General features: G+C 69.9%; 14 protein-coding genes. 9 read left to right on the top strand and 5 right to left on the bottom strand.

Annotation, left to right across the window (positions count from 1 at the left end):
• Window positions 1-237: 237 nt before the first annotated feature.
• The 7 genes from ACQEWB_RS13865 (at window position 238) to ACQEWB_RS13895 (ending at window position 10,489) form a co-directional block, all read left to right on the top strand.
• Window positions 238-915, top strand: a complete 678-nt coding sequence (locus tag ACQEWB_RS13865; RefSeq protein WP_432830616.1) for a DUF3105 domain-containing protein — start codon at window positions 238-240, stop codon at window positions 913-915.
• A 1-nt stretch (window position 916) separates the two neighbouring features.
• On the top strand, window positions 917-1,540 hold the full coding sequence (locus tag ACQEWB_RS13870; protein WP_432830618.1) for a DUF305 domain-containing protein: 624 nt from the start codon (window positions 917-919) through the stop codon (window positions 1,538-1,540).
• 320 nt (window positions 1,541-1,860) lie between these two features.
• Window positions 1,861-3,762 (top strand): S53 family peptidase, encoded by a 1,902-nt coding sequence (locus ACQEWB_RS13875; RefSeq protein ID WP_432843803.1) that lies wholly within the window; start codon window positions 1,861-1,863, stop codon window positions 3,760-3,762.
• Window positions 3,763-3,984: 222 nt separating this feature from the next.
• The gene (gene helR, locus ACQEWB_RS13880) at window positions 3,985-6,162 is read left to right on the top strand and encodes an RNA polymerase recycling motor ATPase HelR (protein ID WP_432830620.1); all 2,178 of its coding nucleotides are present in this window, start codon (window positions 3,985-3,987) and stop codon (window positions 6,160-6,162) included.
• A gap of 50 nt (window positions 6,163-6,212) precedes the next feature.
• Window positions 6,213-6,614: a hypothetical protein gene (locus ACQEWB_RS13885; protein ID WP_432830622.1), complete on the top strand. Its 402-nt coding sequence runs from the start codon at window positions 6,213-6,215 to the stop codon at window positions 6,612-6,614.
• A gap of 145 nt (window positions 6,615-6,759) precedes the next feature.
• The gene (locus ACQEWB_RS13890) at window positions 6,760-8,352 is read left to right on the top strand and encodes a multicopper oxidase family protein (protein WP_432830624.1); all 1,593 of its coding nucleotides are present in this window, start codon (window positions 6,760-6,762) and stop codon (window positions 8,350-8,352) included.
• Between the two features lie 109 nt (window positions 8,353-8,461).
• Window positions 8,462-10,489 carry an NAD(+) synthase gene (locus ACQEWB_RS13895; protein ID WP_432830626.1) on the top strand — a complete coding sequence of 676 codons (2,028 nt, stop codon included), beginning with the start codon at window positions 8,462-8,464 and terminating at the stop codon, window positions 10,487-10,489.
• Between the two features lie 111 nt (window positions 10,490-10,600).
• Here ACQEWB_RS13895 and ACQEWB_RS13900 read toward each other — a convergent pair whose 3' ends face one another.
• Window positions 10,601-11,923, bottom strand: coding sequence for an MFS transporter (locus ACQEWB_RS13900; RefSeq protein ID WP_432830628.1), 1,323 nt, complete (start codon window positions 11,921-11,923; stop codon window positions 10,601-10,603).
• Between the two features lie 166 nt (window positions 11,924-12,089).
• On the opposite strand from ACQEWB_RS13900, the gene ACQEWB_RS13905 reads away from it, so the two are divergent.
• Both ACQEWB_RS13905 and ACQEWB_RS13910 read left to right on the top strand, forming a co-directional pair.
• A complete protein-coding gene (locus ACQEWB_RS13905; protein ID WP_432830630.1) occupies window positions 12,090-12,740 on the top strand; it encodes a TetR/AcrR family transcriptional regulator in 651 nt (216 codons plus the stop codon).
• A 135-nt stretch (window positions 12,741-12,875) separates the two neighbouring features.
• On the top strand, window positions 12,876-14,144 hold the full coding sequence (locus tag ACQEWB_RS13910) for a glycoside hydrolase family 1 protein (RefSeq protein WP_432830632.1): 1,269 nt from the start codon (window positions 12,876-12,878) through the stop codon (window positions 14,142-14,144).
• Between the two features lie 139 nt (window positions 14,145-14,283).
• Here the strand turns inward: ACQEWB_RS13910 and ACQEWB_RS13915 are convergent, their stop codons facing one another.
• The 4 genes from ACQEWB_RS13915 to ACQEWB_RS13930 form a co-directional block, all read right to left on the bottom strand.
• Window positions 14,284-15,513 carry an MFS transporter gene (locus tag ACQEWB_RS13915; protein ID WP_432830634.1) on the bottom strand — a complete coding sequence of 410 codons (1,230 nt, stop codon included), beginning with the start codon at window positions 15,511-15,513 and terminating at the stop codon, window positions 14,284-14,286.
• A gap of 108 nt (window positions 15,514-15,621) precedes the next feature.
• Window positions 15,622-16,671, bottom strand: a complete 1,050-nt coding sequence (locus ACQEWB_RS13920) for an endonuclease/exonuclease/phosphatase family protein (RefSeq protein WP_432830636.1) — start codon at window positions 16,669-16,671, stop codon at window positions 15,622-15,624.
• 184 nt (window positions 16,672-16,855) lie between these two features.
• Window positions 16,856-17,497: a TetR/AcrR family transcriptional regulator gene (locus ACQEWB_RS13925; RefSeq protein WP_432830638.1), complete on the bottom strand. Its 642-nt coding sequence runs from the start codon at window positions 17,495-17,497 to the stop codon at window positions 16,856-16,858.
• 64 nt (window positions 17,498-17,561) lie between these two features.
• Window positions 17,562-19,151 (bottom strand): MFS transporter, encoded by a 1,590-nt coding sequence (locus ACQEWB_RS13930; protein ID WP_432830640.1) that lies wholly within the window; start codon window positions 19,149-19,151, stop codon window positions 17,562-17,564.
• Window positions 19,152-19,318: the final 167 nt, after the last annotated feature.

Raw genomic sequence — 19,318 nt, forward strand, 5'->3', positions numbered from 1 at the left:
GCGTTGCCGACCATGATCGGCCGGCCGACTCCGGATCGAACGCCTCACCAACAGCGGGTGTACTGCTCACCGCCCATCTTGCCTGCTCGCACCGACATCCGTAATGGGAGACCCGGCGGGGGTTCCGGCAATGGCTCCGCGGTGGCGACTTTCCTGTGGCCCGGCTGCGAAACGCCACCCCTTCCCCACTACGATCAGGCGACCCGACCGTCCCTTTCCCCCAGAAGGATTCCTGCCATGGCCTCCAAGAGCAGCAGCGCGGCACGCAGGGCACGTATAGAGGAGATGCGCCGCGCCGAGCAGTCCCGTGAGCGCCGCGGCCGGATCCTGATCATCGCGGCCAGCGCGGTGGTCGTCGCCGCTCTGGTGGTGGGCGGGGTGTTCGTCGTGAAGTCGCAGGGCGACGACAAGAAGTCCGACACGGCGAGTGACGCGAAGGGCGGCAGCTCCGGGGACTCCGGGCACTTCGCCACCGCCGACAAGAACGGCGTGCGGGCCTGGACGGGCAAGCTGTCCCGCAACCATGTCGCCGGGACCGTGAAGTACCCGATGCACCCGCCGGTCGGCGGCAACCACAACCAGGTGTGGCTCAACTGCAACGGCAACGTCTACACCAAGGCCGTGCAGGACGAGAACGCGGTGCACGCCCTCGAGCACGGCGCGGTCTGGGTGACGTACACCGACAAGGCGAAGAAGTCCGACGTGGCGACGCTGGCGGCGAAGGTGAAGCAGACGCCGTACTCGCTGATGAGCCCGTACGCGGACCAGACCTCGCCGATCGAGCTGTCGGCGTGGGGGCACCAGCTGAGCGTGACGAGCGCCGACGACCCGAAGGTCGCGAAGTTCTTCGAGACGTATGTGCAGGGCGACCAGACGCCGGAGCCGGGCGCCTCGTGCACGGGCGGGACGATGTGACGTGAAGAAGCAGCACATCGGCTGGATCGCCGGGACCACGGCGGCGGTGCTGGTCGCGGCCGGCGCGATCACCTACGCGGTCGCCGAGGACGGCGGCACGGCCGCGAGCACTCCGTCGGCCGACTCGGCGGACGCGGGGTTCGCGCGGGACATGGCGGTGCACCACCAGCAGGCCGTCGAGATGTCGTACATCGTGCGCGACCGCACGAAGAACGAGGACGTACGGCGGCTCGCCTACGACATCGCGCAGACGCAGGCCAACCAGCGCGGCATGCTGCTGGGTTGGCTGGACCTGTGGGACCTCCCGAAGGTGTCGGCCGATCCGCCGATGACCTGGATGGGCATGGGCGGCATGGCCTCCGGCAAGGACGGCGCGCTGATGCCGGGCATGGCGACCAACACGCAGTTGAAGAAGCTCGGCACGTTGAGCGGCAAGCAGGCCGAGGTGTTCTACCTCCAGCTGATGACGGCCCACCACAAGGGCGGCATCCACATGGCGGAGGGCTGCGTGGCCAAGTGCACGGTGGGCGTGGAGAAACGCCTCGCGCAGGGCATGGTGGACGCGCAGCAGTCCGAGATCGAGTTGATGGCGGACATGCTCAAGGAGCGCGGCGCGAGCTCTTGATCGTTCCAGTCGGCGAGTTGATCGCTTGGGCCCGCAAGCGCTCTCCGACGATCGCAATCATGCTGCAACATTCGACGCCCACCCTAAAACGCCCCAAAGTGCGCGCAACTGGCGCCACTTGGGGTTTCCTTGGCCTTTTCATTCCCCTGGCATGAACGGTTCATCGAGAGAGTGGCCCCCATCGCTTGATCCAATGCCCGCGCCTCCGCCGCGGAGCGGGACATCTACGCGGATCACTGCGACGACCAACCACACATGCGAAGAACCGCATCGCAGGGGGTTCTATGAGATCCAATCGCGCCAGAACGCGCGCCGTGAGCATGGCGGCAACTCTGCCCATGCTCGCCGGTGCGCTGGCGCTCGGCATACCCGCGGCGCACGCCGCGGACAACCCGGGCCGGGACGCGCTCGCGGGCACCAAGCCCGCGTGGGCGACGGCCAAGGCGGACAAGGGCGACGCCTCGAACGGCGCCCAGGTCTCGCTCCGGGTCTATCTGGCCGGCAAGGACGCGACGGGCCTCGCCGCGTACGCGAAGGCCGTCTCCGACCCGAGCTCGCCGTCGTACGGCAAGTACCTGAGCGCCAAGAAGGCCCAGGCCCGCTTCGGCGCGACCAAGGCCCAGGTGGCCGCGGTCAAGTCGTGGCTGACGTCCAACGGCCTGAAGGTCACCGGCGTCACGCAGCACTACGTCTCCGTCACCGGTGACGTGGCCGCCGCGGAGAAGGCGTTCAGCACCCAGCTGCACAACTACGCCAAGGGCTCCAAGACCTACCGGGCCCCGGCGAAGGCGGCCTCCGCGCCGGACAGCCTGAAGGGCGCCGTCCTGACCGTCACCGGCCTGGACAACGCCCCGCACAAGGCGAACCACGACGACCAACTCCCGGGTCCGACGACGGTGTTCAAGAACTCCGGGCCGTTCTCCTCGTACTACGGCTCGAACATCGCGAGCACCCTGCCGGACGCGTACGGCTCGAAGATCCCGTACGCGATCGAGGGTTACACCGGCAAGCAGCTGCGCGCCGCCTACGGTGCCGGCAGCTACACCGGCAAGGGGGTCCGGGTCGCCATCACGGACGCCTACGCCTCGCCGACCATCGCCTTCGACGCGCAGACCTATGCGAAGAAGCACGGTGACGCGGCCTGGAAGACCGGCCAGTTGAGCCAGTCGCTGCCGAAGAACTACACGAACACCGAGGCCTGCGACGCCTCCGGCTGGTACGGCGAGGAGACCCTCGACGTCGAGGCCGTGCACGCGGTCGCGCCGGACGCGAACGTTACCTACGTGGGCGCCGCGTCCTGCATGGACGACGACCTGCTGGACTCGCTCAGCAAGATCGTCGACAAGCACCTGGCCGACATCGTCTCCAACTCGTGGGGCGACATCGAGGCCAACCAGACGCCCGACCTCGCGGCCGCCTACGACCAGGTCTTCCAGTTCGGCGCGGTCGAGGGCATCGGCTTCTACTTCTCCTCCGGTGACAACGGCGACGAGGTCGCCAACACCGGTACGAAGCAGGTCGACACCCCGGCCAACTCGGCGTGGGTGACGGCGGTCGGCGGTACCTCCCTCGCCGTCGGCAAGGGCGACAAGTACCTGTGGGAGACCGGCTGGGGCACCGAGAAGGCCGTGCTGTCCGCGGACGGCAAGAGCTGGACCAACTTCCCCGGCGCGTTCACCTCGGGTGCGGGCGGCGGCACCAGCAAGACGGTCGCCGAGCCCTTCTACCAGAAGGGTGTCGTCCCGGACGCGCTGGCCAAGGCCAACAACGCGGCCGGTAACCGCGTCGTCCCGGACATCTCGGCGGTCGCGGACCCGAACACCGGGTTCAAGGTCGGCCAGACGCAGACCCAGGCGGACGGCACCGAGTCGTACAGCGAGTACCGCATCGGCGGCACCTCGCTGGCCTCCCCGGTGATGGCGGCCGTCCAGGCCCTGGCCCAGGAGGCGCGCGGCGGCAAGGCGATCGGTTTCGCCAACCCGTCCATCTACGCCAAGTACGGGTCGAAGGCGTACCACGACGTGACGGACAACCCCACGGGCTCCGGACTCGCCGAGGCACGCGTCGACTTCGTCAACGGCTACGACGCCACCGACGGCCTGATCACCTCGGTCCGCAGCCTCGGCAAGGACAGCTCGCTGTCCGCGGTCAAGGGCTACGACGACGTCACCGGCGTGGGCACGCCCGCGAACGGCTACGTCCAGTCGTACCGCCGTCACTGAGTCGCCGACTCACTGAGAACCGCCCGCGGTCTCCCCTTCGGGGGCCGCGGGCGGTTCTTTGCGTGCGGGCCGAAGAGGCGCGGGAAACAGCAAAGGCAAGGAGGTCCGTCACTCCTTGCCACTCTCAACATATAGCGCACCTGGGGGCTTGCGGCAAGGCCCCCCTCGTGACGCAGAATCGCAGGCCAAAGCCAGTACCTGGCGAAATGGGGGAACGGAGAAGTGTCTGTGGTCCTGTCGGCGTTCGCATTGCCCGACCGTCTTTCCAGCAAGGCCGACCCGGCGCTGATCGCCGGCGACGAGCGGCATTTCGTGGCGATCGCGGAGTGCCTGGAGCAGTCGATCGCCGAGCTGACCGAGCGGCTCGACACCGTACGCAGGGCGCCCGGCGGGGCGGGGCAGGAGGCGATGGACCGGGACATCGAGGTGCACCGGCTCTCCGCCCGCCTGCGCACGCTGCGCCGCTTCGGCCTCGACCTGTGCCTCGGGCGCATGGTCTCCGCGGACGGCTCCGAGCCGGTGTACGTCGGCCGCCTCGGCCTCACCGACAGCGCGGGCCGGCGGCTGCTGATCGACTGGCGCTCACCGGCGGCCGAGCCGTTCTTCGGCGCCACGCACGGCAACCCGATGGGGCTGGCGAGCCGCCGCCGGTACCGCTGGACGCGCGGCCGGATCGGCGACTACTGGGACGAGGTGTTCACCCCGGACGCGTTCGAGGGGCACGCGGCGCTCGACGACCAGTCCGCCTTCATCGCGAGCCTCGGCTCCAACCGTTCGGGGCGGATGCGGGACGTGCTGGGCACCATCCAGGCCGACCAGGACGCGATCATCCGCGCGGGGTCGCGCGGCGCGCTCGTCGTCGACGGCGGTCCCGGCACGGGCAAGACGGTCGTCGCCCTGCACCGCTCGGCCTACCTGCTCTACTCCGACCCGCGCATCGGCCACCACCGGGGCCGCGTCCTGTTCGTCGGCCCGCACCGGCCCTACCTGAACTACGTCGCCGACGTCCTGCCCAGCCTCGGCGAGGAGGGCGTGCAGACCTGCATCCTGCGGGACCTGGTCGCCGAGGGGGCCGCGGCGACGCTCGAGTCCGACCCGGAGGTCGCCCGCCTCAAGTCGTCCGCGGACCTGGTGCGGGCGATCGAGAAGGGCGTCCGCTTCTACGAGGAGGCGCCCACCCAGGGGATGACGGTCACGACCCCCTGGGGCGAGGTCGGGCTCAGCCCCGTCGACTGGTCCGAGGCCTTCGACGCGGCGGAGCCCGGCACCCCGCACAACGAGGGGCGCGACCAGGTCTGGGAGGAACTGCTCACCATCCTCGTGGACAAGCACGAGGAGTCGTACGACCGCAGTGACGACGAGGACGACGAGGTCCCGGTCGCGCTGATCCGCAGGTCGCTCATGCAGAACAGGGAGTTGCGCACGGCGTTCAACCGGGCGTGGCCACTGGTCGAGGCGGCCGATCTGGTCGGGGACCTGTGGTCGGTGCCCGCCTTCCTGCGGCTGTGCGCGCCCTGGCTGGACGCCGAGGACGTCAAGCGGCTCCAGCGCACGGACACGCACGCGTGGACGGTGTCCGACCTGCCGCTCCTGGACGCGGCCCGGCAGCGGCTCGGCGATCCGGAGGCGTCCCTGCGCAGGCGCCGGCTGCGGGCCGAGGCGGCCGCCGAGCGCGAGTACCGGGCCCGGGTCACCGAGGACCTGGTCAGGACCGACGACGACTGGCAGCGCATGCTGATGACGATGCTGACCGGTCAGGACCTCCAGAACACCCTGATCGACACGGACGCGCCGACCGGCATCGAACCCGACCTGCTGGCCGGTCCGTTCGAGCACGTCGTCGTGGACGAGGCGCAGGAACTGACCGACGCGGAGTGGCAGATGCTGCTGCTGCGCTGCCCGTCCCGGAGCTTCACCGTCGTCGGGGACCGCGCCCAGGCCAGGCACGGGTTCACCGAGTCGTGGCAGGAACGGCTGGCGCGGATCGGGCTGGACCGTGTCGCGATGGCCTCCCTGAGCATCAACTACCGCACGCCGGAAGAGGTGATGACGGAGGCCGAGCCGGTCATCCGGGCCGCGCTGCCGGACGCCAACGTGCCGACGTCCGTCCGCAGCAGCGGCATCCCGGTCGCCCACGGCTCCGCCTCGGACCTGGACCCGATCCTCGGCACCTGGCTCGCCGCGCACACCGAGGGCGTCGCCTGCGTCATCGGCGCCCCCGCCGTCCGGGAGACGCCGCGCGTCCGGTCGCTGACTCCGGAACTGGCGAAGGGCCTGGAGTTCGACCTGGTCGTCCTGGTCGACCCGGAGAAGTTCGGCGAGGGCATCGAGGGGGCGGTGGACCGGTATGTCGCGATGACCCGGGCGACCCAGCGGCTGGTCGTCCTCACGACCCCGTAGACCGGACAGGGCTTACGCCCTCTATACCGGGTAGGGGTATAGTCCGGAGCATGGCAGGCCCGAGGAGAGAGACGTGCGGACGGCTGCTGCTGTTCGCCGTCCTGCTCCTCGGCATCGTGACCATGCACACGCTGGGCCACCCTTCGGAACACGGCTCGGGCTCCGTCTCGCCGGTCGGCGCGCACCGGAGCCATCAGGTCGCGGCACCTCACCCGCAGGAGTGGGTGGGCGCCGTGACCGCGATGCCTTCGATGAGCGGCATGGATCCCGCGTCGGTGTGTCTGGCCGTACTGGGCGGCTTCACCCTGCTCCTGCTGCTGGCCGCGCTGTACGTCAGCACCCGGCGGGTCCGCCTGGCACCGCCCCGTCCGGCCCGCCTCCTCCGCGACCTGTGGCCCAACCCTCCCCCTCCCAGACGCCTCCTCTCCCGTCTGTCGGTGCTGCGCATCTAGGCCTGCGCACCGGCTGCTTCGGCCTGCCCTCGATCAGGTCGTCCTCGATCGAGTGGGAACCTCCGCGCGTCGAGCGGTGTACCAGAAGCAGCAGATGCGTCCAGGCCATCCACCAGCACCACTCATGACGAGGTGTCAGCAAGACATGCGTACTCCCACGCGCCGCTCCGTGCTCGGCGCATCCATCGCCGTCGCCGGGACGGGAATCCTGGCCGCCTGCTCAAGCCCGGACCACTCCGGCCACGGCGGCTCCACGAAGACTGCCCCCAAGGGTTACGTCGACCCGGCCGGCGAACAGGTCGCCGCCGCCGAGAAGAAGCGCGCCGCCACCGGCAGCGGCACCGTCCGGAAGGTCCGCCTCACCGCCGCCGAGACCGGGCTGGACCTCGGCGGGCGTACGGTCAGGTCCTGGGCATACGGCGACCAGCTCCCCGGCAGGGAGATCCGCGTCACCGCCGGCGACACGCTCGCTCTCACCCTGGCCAACCATCTCCCGGCCGCCACCTCCCTGCACTGGCACGGCCTCGCCCTGCGCAACGACATGGACGGCGTCCCCGGCCTCACCCAGCGCGCGATCAAACAAGGCGCCGAGTTCACGTACCGCTTCACGGTCCCGCACGCGGGCACGTACTGGTTCCACCCCCACTCCGGCGTCCAGCAGGACCGCGGGCTGTACGCGCCGTTGATCGTCGAGGACCCCAAGGAGCCCCTGTCCTACGACAAGGAGTGGGTGGTCGTGCTGGACGACTGGGTGGACGGGGTGGACGGCTCGACCCCGGACGCGGTGCTGGCGGAGCTGCGCGGGGGCATGGGCGGCGGGATGGACATGGGCGACGGCTCCGGCCACGGCATGTCCGACATGTCGATGAGCGGCGGGACTTCCGCGTCCCCCTCCGCCACCGGTCCGTCCCGCATGCTGATGGGCGCCGACAGCGAGCTGCTGGGCGGGGACGCGGGCGATGTGGCGTACCCGTACTACCTGGTCAACGGGCGTACGGCGACGGCCCCTTCGGGCTTCCGGGCCCGCCCCGGGGACCGCATCCGGATCCGGTTCGTCAACGCGGGCGGGGACACGGCCTTCCGGGTCGCCCTCGGCGGCCACGAGATGACGGTGACCCACACGGACGGCTACCCGGTCCGGCACGCGCGGACGGACGCGCTGCTGATCGGCATGGGCGAGCGGTACGACGTGCTGGTGACGGCCGGCGACGGCGTCTTCCCGCTGACCGCGCTGGCCGAGGGCAAGAAGGCGTCGACGATGGCCGTCCTGCGCACCGGCGGCGGCACGGCACCGGCAGCCTCCGTCCGCCCGAAGGAACTCGACGGGAGGATCCTGACCGCGGACAGGCTCAGGGCGGACGCCTCCGTGGCACTCACCCGCAGGGAGCCGGACCGTACGATCAGGCTCCAGCTGACCGGCGGGATGATGAAGTACGACTGGGCGTTCGACAGGAAGCCGTACTCCCCCACGCAGCGACACGCCGTACGGGCCGGCGAGCGGGTCCGGCTGGAGTTCGAGAACTCGACGACCATGTGGCACCCGCTCCACCTCCACGGGCACACCTTCGCGCTGGCCAATACGGTGGGCGGCCCCCGCAAGGACACGGCGGCGGTCATGCCGAACGGCACGCTCACGGTCGACTTCGAGGCCGACAACCCGGGGCTGTGGATGGTCCACTGCCACAACGTCTACCACTCGGAGGCGGGGATGATGACGATTCTGGGGTACCGGGACTGAGGGCGTGACGGCGCGGGGCGTGGGGCGACCCACACCCCGTACCACCCCATCGTGTCGCTCTGACGATTAGACTCCGGAGTACCCGACCACTTCTTGCGAGGAAGCACCGTTGAACTTCTGGTCGATCTATCAGCACGGCTTCGCACGCGTCGCCGCGTGCACGGGCCACACCGTCATCGCCGACCCGCACGCCAACGCCGAGGCGATCCTGCGCCACGCGCGCCGGTGTGCCGGGGAGGGTGTCGCCGTCGCCGTCTTCCCGGAGATGGGGCTGTGCGGCTACTCGATCGAGGACCTGCTGCTCCAGGACGCGCTGCTCGACCAGGTCGAGGAGGGGCTCGGCGAGGTGGTGGCCGGGTCGGCGGACCTGCTGCCGGTGCTGGTCGTCGGCGCCCCGCTGCGCCATCGCAACCGGATCTACAACTGCGCGGTGATCGTGCACCGCGGCCGGGTCCTCGGTGTCGTACCGAAGTCGTACCCGCCGAACTACCGGGAGTTCTACGAGCGCCGGCAGATCGCGGACGGCGCCGACGAGCGGGGCGGGTCGATCCGGGTCGGCGGTGAGTCCGTGCCGTTCGGCGTGGATCTGCTGTTCGCGGCCGAGGACGTGCCGGGGCTCGTGCTGTTCGCGGAGATCTGCGAGGACATGTGGGTGCCGGTGCCGCCCAGCGCGGAGGCGGCCCTCGCGGGTGCGACCGTCCTGGTCAACCTCTCGGGCAGTCCGATCACGGTCGGGCGGGCCGAGGACCGCAGGCTGCTGTGCCGCTCGGCGTCGGCGCGCTGCCTCGCCGCGTACGTCTACGCAGCGGCCGGCCTGGGCGAGTCGACCACCGACCTGTCCTGGGACGGGCAGACGATGATCTACGAGAACGGCGCGCTGCTGGCCGAGACCGAGCGCTTCCCGCTGGGCGACGAGTACGCGGTGGCCGACGTGGATCTGGACCTGCTGCGGCAGGAGCGGGCGCGGACGGGCACGTTCGACGACAACCGGCGTACGCACGGCGCGCGGAGCGGTGACTTCCGGACGGTCGGGTTCGAGCTCGATCCGCCGCTCACCGATTTGGGGCTCAGGCGGCGGCTCGAGCGGTTCCCGTTCGTGCCGGCCGACGCCGACCGGCTCGCCCTGGACTGCTACGAGGCCTACAACATCCAGGTCGAGGGGCTCCAGCAGCGGCTCGCGGCGATCGGTGGCCCCAAGGTGGTCATCGGGGTGTCCGGCGGTCTGGACTCCACGCACGCGCTGATCGTCGCCGCGCGGGCGATGGACCGTGCGGGACGGCCGCGCAGCGACATCCTGGCCTGGACGCTGCCCGGCTTCGCCACCAGCGAGCACACCAAGGAGAACGCGCACGCTCTGATGCGGGCGCTCGGGGTGACCGCGGCGGAGCTGGACATCACGCCGACCGCGCGGCTGATGCTGAGCGAGATGGACCACCCGTTCGCGTCCGGCGAGCCGGTGTACGACGTCACCTTCGAGAACGTGCAGGCCGGTCTGCGCACCGACTACCTGTTCCGGCTCGCCAACCAGCGCGGCGGCATCGTGCTGGGCACGGGTGACCTCTCCGAGCTGGCGCTCGGCTGGTCGACGTACGGCGTGGGCGACCAGATGAGCCACTACAACGTCAACTCGGGCGTGCCGAAGACGCTGATCCAGCATCTGATCCGGTGGGTCATCAGCAGCGGGCAGTTCGAGGACGAGACCGGCAAGATCCTCTCCGCGATCCTCGACACCGAGATCAGTCCGGAGCTGGTGCCGGGCGAGGAGATGCAGTCGACGGAGTCCAGGATCGGGCCGTACGCGCTGCACGACTTCACGCTCTTCCACGTCCTGCGGTACGGGTTCCGGCCGTCGAAGATCGCGTTCCTGGCGTGGCACGCCTGGCACGACGAGAAGGGTGGCGAGTGGCCGCCGGGCTTCCCGGAGACCAAGCGGGTGGCGTACGAACTGCCGGAGATCCGGAGCTGGCTGGAGGTCTTCTGCCGACGGTTCTTCGGCTTCGCGCAGTTCAAGCGCTCGGCGATGCCGAACGGGCCGAAGGTGTCGGCGGGCGGTTCGCTGTCGCCTCGGGGGGACTGGCGGGCGCCTTCGGACAGTTCGGCGGCCGTGTGGCTGCGGGATCTGGAGCGGTTCGACTAGGGCCTGTCGTCAGGCCCGACTTCGAAGATCCTCGGATGGTGGATCACAGCTGACAGTGCGGGCAGCGTTCCGGAGTACGTGGAACGCTGCCCGGCGCCTTCCACGGTGGTGTCAGCGCACCGACTTCACGAAGGCCACCGCCACCGCACCGCTCAGGGCGACGCCTCCGCAGATCGGGAAGAGCGCGTTGTATCCCCAGGCGCTGACGATCGCCGCGGCGAGGAACGGGGCGGCGACCTGCGGGGCGGCGTTGGCGATGTTGAGCAGGCCCATGTCCTTGCCGGCGTCCGCGCCGCGCGGCAGGACCCGGGTGATCAGGGCCAGGTCGACGGCCAGGTACGCGCCGAACGCGATGCCGTTGACGATGTTGAAGGCGATCATGCCGTTGACGCTGGCCCAGAGCATCGGGATGACCAGTGACAGCGCGCCCAGGATGCCGGAGACGAGGACGAAGGGCTTGATGCGGTCGAAGCGGTCGGCCAGCTTGCCGACGCCCACGGCGGCCACGACGGTGGCCAGGGCGCTGATGACCATCAGGAAGCCCATGGTGGAGGCCGCTTCCTGGGGCGCGACCCGGATGTACTCCATCAGGATGTAGAAGCTGTACATCTGGATCATGAAGTATCCGGTGATGACCCCGAAGCGGGAGATGAACGCGAGGGCGAAGTCGGGGTGCCGGCGCGGATCGACCCAGAAGTTCGAGGCGAATCTCCCCAGGTCGAAAGGCTCGACCGTCATGCCCTTGCTGGACTTCTCCGGCGCGACGACGCAGAAGAGCAGCACGGCCACCAGCAGGACCGCGGCGATCAGGTAGTAGCCGTTCGCGCCCTGGAACGTGCCGCCGAAGCCTCCGAGGACGCCGTCGTAGCCGAACTTGTGGCCGTCGATGCCGCCGATGACGAACGCCGCGCCGATGGTGCCGATCGGGATGGCGAGGCCGCTGAGCCCGGACATCAAGGCGTACTTGGCGGGCGGCACGCGGTCCGGCATGACGGCGGTGAACGCGGACTGGAAGCCGCTCAGCAGGAACTGGACGCTGCCCCAGGTGACGGCCAGCAGGGCGATGGACTTGACGTTGGCCTGCCAGAGCAGTGCGCCCGCGCCGAGGAGCGTGCAGATCAGCATCCAGGGGGCACGGCGGCCGTAGCGGGAGCGGGTGCGGTCCGCGATCTGGCCGAAGACCGGGTTGCTGATGGCGGCGATCGCGGCGCCGACGGCCACCGCGTTCTTGAGTGCGTCGGGGTCGTTGCCTCCCTTGATCGCGGCGACCTGCATCGGGATCAGGAACGAACCGATGCCGACCCACACCATGGTCAGCACGGCACCGACCAGCGGGATCATCAGGTACAGGGGGCCTAGCCGGTAGCTCGCGGCGTGCGGGGCCGGAGTCGTGGGCGGTGCGGCGTCGAGGGTCGCGTCCTGGCTGTGCGTCATGGAAACCACCGGTTCATGGGCGGGATGGCTGGAGCGAAACATGAGTAGACATTGAGTTTGAGTTGCCAGCAAGGGGCAAGAATGAAAAATCTTCGCCGCTGATGTGGCGTGCATCACATTCAATTTAAGTGATCACTAGGTTTTACGGTCGCCGTAGAGTCGAGCCATGACGACTAGCGCCAGCAGCAGGCCGCGCGGCCCCTACGCCAGGACGGCGGAGCGCCGTCGATCCATCGCCCGCGCGGTGCTCGACATCGTGGTGGAGAAGGGGTACGGCAACGTCACCACGGCGGAGGTCGCCCAGCGGGTCGGTTCGAGCGAGGCGACGGTGCTGTACCACTACCCGAGCAAGGATCACCTGCTCGTGGCGGCCCTGGAACACTCGGACACCGAGGACAGCGAGCAGCGGCTGAGCGGGGACGTCCCCTCGGACTTCAGCCTGGAGGAACTGCGCGGCTTCGCGCGGACCACCCCGCGGCGCGAGAGCATCATGCGCCTGTACTCGGCACTGGCGGGCGAGGCGACGACACCCGGGCACCCCGCACAGGAGTACTTCGCGCAGCGCTACAACACCACCGTCACCTGGTTCGCCGCCCTGGTGGAACGGCGCCAGGCGGCGGGCCTGGCACACCCCGGGCTGGACAGCGTCGAGACGGGCCGCCAGATCGTCGCGACCTGGGACGGACTGCAGACCCAGTGGCTGGTGGATCCGTCCTTCGACCTCGGCGACCTCCTCGTCAGCGCGTTCCGCCGGCTGAGCGGCCAGAACTGGATGGAGGCCCGCAACCGGATCCTCGACCCGGAGACCGGGCTCTGAATTCTAAGTAGCTAGTCATTTTCAGGGCAGTGGACGCCGCTCACTGCGGGATTCCCTCTTGACCCCCTCCCGTTTTCCCTGTTTCACTCAGGTTTCGCCAGGAGTCTTTACAGCAGGCCACACGGGAGCACTTCCATGACCTTCCCCGATCGTTTCCTCTGGGGCACGGCCACCGCCGCCCACCAGGTCGAGGGCAACAACATCGCCAGCGACTACTGGGTCCTGGAGAACATGCCCGGCACGTTCTTCGCCGAGCCGAGCGGGGACGCCTGCGACCAGTACCGGCTCTACCGCCAGGACATCGCCCAGCTCGGGGAACTCGGGCTCACCTCGTACCGTTTCTCCATCGAGTGGGCGCGGGTCGAGCCCGAGGACGGCCGGTTCTCCCGGGCCGCGATCGCCCACTACCGCGACGTGCTCCAGACCTGCCACGAGTTCGGCATCACCCCGATGGTGACGTTCCATCACTTCACCAGCCCCCGCTGGCTGATGAAGCTCGGAGGCTGGGAGTACGAAGGCACTCCCGAGCGGTTCGCGGCCTACGTCAGCGCCGTGATGAGCGAGCTCGGCCCGCTCGTCCCGTACGCGTGCACCATCAACGAGGCCAACATCGCCCCCCTGATCCGCAGCCTCATGCCGAAGCCCGACGAAGCGGAGTCCTCCCACGCGCCCGTGGGGATCGGTGAGGGAATGGCCGACGCGCTCGGCCCCGGGCTCAAGGCCGGCGCCGACGCGCTCGGCACCACGCCCGACAAGATGAACCTGTTCATGTTCACCACCAGCGACACCGGCGTCGCCGTGGTCAAGAGGGCCCACACGGAAGCCCGCCGCGTCATCAAGGAGCTCAGCCCGTCCACGCAGGTGGGCATCACGCTGGCCCTGTCCGACTTCCAGCCGCGGCCCGGCGCGGAGGAGATAGCCGACCGCATGTGGGCCGAGCTCCTGGACGACTTCCTGCCGGCCATGGACGGCGACGACTTCCTCGGCGTCCAGACCTACACCCGTGCCGTCGTCACCGAGGACGGCATCCAGCCCCACCCCCAGGGCGCCGAACTGACCCAGATGGGATACGAGTTCTACCCCGAGGCGCTGGAAGGCGTCCTGCGCCGCGCGGCGAGGGCCGGCCTGCCGATGATCGTCACCGAGAACGGCGTGGCCACCGCAGACGACAGCCGCCGCACCGAGTTCATCCGCCGCACCGTCGAGGGCCTCGAACGCTGCCTCGCCGACGGCGTCGACGTACGCGGCTACTACTACTGGTCGGCCCTCGACAACTACGAGTGGATGCTCGGCTACCGGCCCACCTTCGGCCTCATCGCCGTCGACCGCGACACCCAGCGCCGCGAGGTCAAGGACAGCGCCCGCTACCTGGGCGCCATCGCCCGGGGCAACGGGCTGCGCTGAGGCATCGGCCGGGTGGGGGTGCGCGGCCCTGGGGGCTGCGCACCCAGACCCCCATCGGCCCAAGGGCCTCGTCCTCGAACTCCCCCAAAGGAGGACCCCCGGACGGGCTGGAGTTCGACCGGCGTTCGAGCAGTGAGGCTCAGCGGTGCAGCGCCTCCGGCTGCTGCGGCACGTGGGAAGCCACCAGGCGTTCCCGGCCCGCCCGCACCCGCGGAGCAACCCGCCGCCGGTCCACCGCGTACGCGACCGCGGCGACTCCCAGCCCCAGGACCGCCAGCATCGCCCCGGCCAGGGCAGGCGACGTCGCCCCGAAGCCGGCCGCCAGGGCCACTCCGCCGATCCACGCGCCACCGGCGTTCGCCAGGTTGAACGCGGCCTGGTTCGCCGAGGACGCCAGGGACGGGGCCGCCGAGGCCTTCTCCATGACCATCAGCTGAAGCGGTGAGCCCGTGACGAAGGCCGCCGCACCCAGCAGGACCACCGCCAGTGCGGCGCTCCACCGGGTCGACATCAGGAGAGGGAACAGGGCCAGCACGGCCATCAGGGAGACCAGGCCGCCGAAGAGCGTTCCCCGCAGGGAGTGGTCCGCGAGGCGGCCGCCCACCAGGTTGCCGATCGTCGCGCCGACGCCGAACAGGGCGAGGAGCAGCGTGACGCTCCCCTCGGCGTATCCGGCCGCGTCCGTCAGCATCGGCGTGATGTAGCTGTACGCGGCGAAGAGGGCGCCGAAGCCCGCGACCGTCGTGCCGAGGGCCAGCCAGACCGGGAGCGACCTCAGGGCCGCCAGTTCGCCGCGCAGGCCCGCCGCGGGCGCCGCGTGCGCGTGGTCGCGCGGGATCAGCAGTGCCAGCGCGGCGATCGCCGCGAGCCCGATCACGCTGACGCCCAGGAACGTCGCCCGCCATCCCAGGTGCTGCCCCATGAGCGTCGCCACCGGCACGCCCGCGATGTTGGCGACCGTCAGGCCCATGAACATCAGCGAGACCGAGCGGGCCCTGCGCTCCGGCCCGACCATGTTGGTGGCGACGACCGCGCCCACGCCGAAGAACGCCCCGTGCGGCAGACCGCTCAGGAAGCGGGCGGCGAGGAGGGAGTCGTAACCCGGGGCGAACGCGGAGAGCGCGTTGCCCGCGACGAACAGCGCCATCAGGCCGATCAGGACCGTGCGGCGGGGCATCCGTGAGGTCAGGGCGGCGAGCAGCGGGGCGCCGATGACGACGCCGAGGGCGTACGCGGAGACCAGGTGGCCGGCGGTGGGGATGGAGATGCCGAGGTCGGTCGCGACGTCGGGCAGCAGGCCCATCATCACGAATTCGGTGGTGCCTATTCCAAAAGCGCCGACGGCCAGAGCGAGCAGGGCCAGAGGCATGAAGGGGCCTGTTCCTTTCGGAGTGCAGAGGAGTGCAGAGGGATCCGTGTTCCGCAAGTGTAAGTTCACTCGCGGAACAAAGCCTCTCAGGCCCAGTATTCCGGCAGGTTAAGACGTGGTGTCGAGGTTCACACGGGCCGCCACCGGGAGGTGGTCGCTGCCGGTCGCGGGCAGCGTCCAGGAGCTGACCGGCTCGATGCCCTGGACCATGATCTGGTCGATCCGCGCCATCGGGAACGAGGCCGGCCAGCTGAAGCCGAAGCCGTTGCCCGCCGCGCCCTGGGTGGAGCGCATCTGGGAGGTGACACCGTTCAGCGAGCGGTCGTTCATGGTGCCGTTCAGGTCGCCGAGCAGCACCTTCCGCTTCAGCGGCTCGTCGGCGATGGCCTCGCCCAGCGCGTCGGCGCTCTTGTCGCGCTGGCGGGCGGTGAAGCCGGCCTCCAGCTTGACGCGGACCGACGGGAGGTGGGCGACGTAGAAGGCGACCCGGCCCTCCGGCGTGGTCACCGTGGCGCGCATCGCGCGGGTCCAGCCGAGCTTGATGTCGACGGCCTTGACGTCGCTCATCGGGTACTTGCTCCACAGGCCGACCGTGCCCTGCACCGAGTGGTACTTGTACGTCGACTCCAGCGCCTTCTCGTACACCGGCACCGCCGTCGCGGTCAGCTCCTCCAGGGCCACCACGTCGGCGCCGGACGCGGCCACGTCGCGGGCGGTGCCGGACGGGTCGGGGTTGTCGGCGTTGACGTTGTGGGTGGCGACGGTGAGGTCGCCGCCGGTGCCGGTCTTGTCGGTGAGCAGCCCGCCGAAGAGGTTCAGCCACACCAACGACGGGATGAGTACGGCGACCAGCGCGGTCGCCGACTTGCGCACCAGCGCGAGCACGAAGAGCAGCGGGATCAGCAGGCCCAGCCAGGGCAGGAAGGTCTCGGTGAGACTGCCCAGGTTGCCGATCCGGTTCGGGATCCGCGCGTGCAGCACCATCACCAGGGCGAGCAGTATGGCGACCGCGGCGACGAGGACGCCCCGGCGCCAGATTCTCCGATCACCTCGCCAGCCGGACAGAAAGCGATTGAGCAGGCGCCGGAACCGGTCTCCCCGGCGCTCGGGACCCGAGCCTCCGTTGTCCGTCTCCGTCACGTACGCCTGCTGCGCCATACCGCGTCGCCTCACTGCCTGCCATGCACACCGTCCGTCCCCCAGCACAAGACCCTAGGGGATGATCGGGTCCGTTCCTGCCGTCCACGACGGCCGTACTGGCAGTGGGACGAGGGAGCCGGGGCCGGGAGTTCCGGATGGCGGGGTGGAAAGCGTGCTCTGTGACGAAACGCGCACACGGCCGCTACGCGGACGGCGAACTGACGGGCCGTAGCCCTTCGAGCAGTGTGTCGACAATGCGTTCGGACAGGCCCTCGGAGAGGTCGGACTCCAGGTCCGCATGGGGGCGCATGACGCTGCGCAGCAGCATCGGGCCCACGATCAGGTCGTTCACCAGCTCGACGTCGACGTCCGCGCGTAGTTCGCCGTTCTCCTGGCCGCGGCGCAGGACCTCGATCTGGATCCTGCGCCGGGGCCCGACGACGGAGGCGTGGTACGCGGCCCAGACCTTCGGGCTGCTCTTCATCTGGGCGAACACGTTGTGCAGCAGCACCGAACTGCGGCTCATCACGCCGCGTTGACGCAGCTGCTCCAGCATGGCCACGAGGTCGTCGCGCATGGAGGTGCCGGGCAGTTCGGGGTCCGGCGGCTCGGCCGCGCGGACGACCTCGACGAAGAGTTCCTCCTTGCCGCTCCAGCGGCGGTAGATGGTGGCCTTGCCGACGCCGGCCGTGCGGGCGATGCGCTCGATGGAGAGTTCGGCGAGCGGCACGCCGTCCTCCAGGAGCTTCATCACGCCCTCTATGACGGCACGTTCGACCGCCTCACTGCGCGGGCGCCCCCTGGCGGGGACCCCGGCGGCGGCTGGACTGTCGGCGAGGCTCACTCTTGCCGTCCCTTCGTAGCGCTGGAGCGATTCTCCCTGGTGACTCCCGGTGCGACGGAAGACGCTATTCCGCCGCGACGACCAACTCCTGCCGCTCCTCGCCCTGCTGACTGGCCGGCGGCTTCCCGGGCAGGAACAGGAAGGCCACCACCGCGCCGATGAGCGCGACGCCGGTGCCGCACAGCGCGGTGACGTGCATGGCGTGCAGGAAGGCGTCGTTGGCCGGGGCGACCAGGGCCTTGCCCTGCGGTCCGAGCTTGGCGGCGACGCCGAGCGTGGCCTCGATGGACTCGCCCGCCGTGTCCCTCAGGGCGGTCGGCACCAGGCCGAGCTTGCCGTCGATGCCGTTGCGGTAGGCCGTCGACAGGACCGAGCCGAGTACGGCGATGCCGAGCGCGCCGCCGACCTGGCGGAAGGTGTTGCTCAGCGCGGACGCGGAGCCGGCCTTCTCGCGCGGCAGGGCCTGCATGATGACCACGCTGGTCGGGGTCATGACGTGCGCCATGCCCGCGCCCATCAGGAAGAACACGACCTCCAGGACCCAGATCGGCGTGTCCGCCTCGAAGCCTGCGAACGCGGCGAGCATGCCCGCGAGCAGCACCAGGCCGACACCGGTGGTCGCCTTGTTGCCGAACCGGTCGACGAGCAGCCGGGCGCGCGGCGCGAAGATCATCTGGGCGGCGGCGAGCGGCAGCATCAGCAGACCGGACTGGAGTGGCGAGTAGCCGCGCACGCTCTGGGTGTAGAAGACCGAGAAGAAGGTGACGCCCATCAGCGCGAAGAAGACCAGCGCGATGGCGGCCATGGCGGCCGAGAACACCTTGTTCTTGAAGTAGGTGACGTCCAGGGACGGATGGTCGCTGCGCTTCTCGAACACGATGAACGCGGCGAGTACGGCGACGCCGGCCCCGATGGTCGCGAGCACCTGGACGTCCGTGAAGTCGGCGAGCTCGCCGCCCTTGATGATGCCGTAGACCAGCAGGACCAGGCCGACGACGGACAGCACGACGCCGATCGGGTCGACGCGGCCCGGCTTCGGGTCGCGGGAGTCGGGCACCAGCCAGACCATCAGGGCGAGCGCGATCAGCACGATCGGCACGTTGATGAGGAAGACCGAGCCCCACCAGAAGTGGTCGAGCAGGACGCCGCCGGTGATCGGGCCGATCGCGATGGCGAGGCCGACGCCGCCGGCCCAGATGCCGATGGCCTTGGGCTGCTCCTCGCGCTCGAAGACGTTCATGAGGACGGCGAGGGTGGCCGGCATGACGAACGCGGCACCGAGGGCCATCAGCGCGCGGAAGGCGATGAGCTGGCCCGGGGAGCCGGACTCGGCGGCGAGCGCGGAGCCGATGCCGAACACGACGAGACCGCCGAGCAGCACCTTCTTGCGGCCCACCCGGTCGCCGATGAGGCCGGCCGAGAACAGCAGGCCGGCGAAGACGAGGGTGTAGGCGTTGATCGCCCACTCCAGCTCGCTCTGCGTGGCGCCCAGGCCGGTCGGGGCGGGGGTGGAGATCGTCTTGATGGCGACGTTCAGGATCGAGTTGTCGAGCACCACGATCAGCAGGCTCAGCATCAGCACGCCGAGGATCGCCCAGCGGCGCCGGTGCACCGCTTCCGGTATCCGGGGAGCGGAGAGGGGTGGAGTGGTCATGTGGTCCAGACTAGGCAATTCCGATACGAGACGGTGCCGTATCGTAAATGTTTTTACCCAGCCCTTACGTCCACCCCGTACGTGATGCAGGTCCCCTTGGCTCCGCCTGGCACGAGGTGCCACCATGGAGGTGATCCGGGGACACCGTCAGGGTGCCTCGAGATGAC

Source organism: Streptomyces sp. CA-249302 (assembly GCF_050936785.1).
GTDB lineage: Bacteria > Actinomycetota > Actinomycetes > Streptomycetales > Streptomycetaceae > Streptomyces.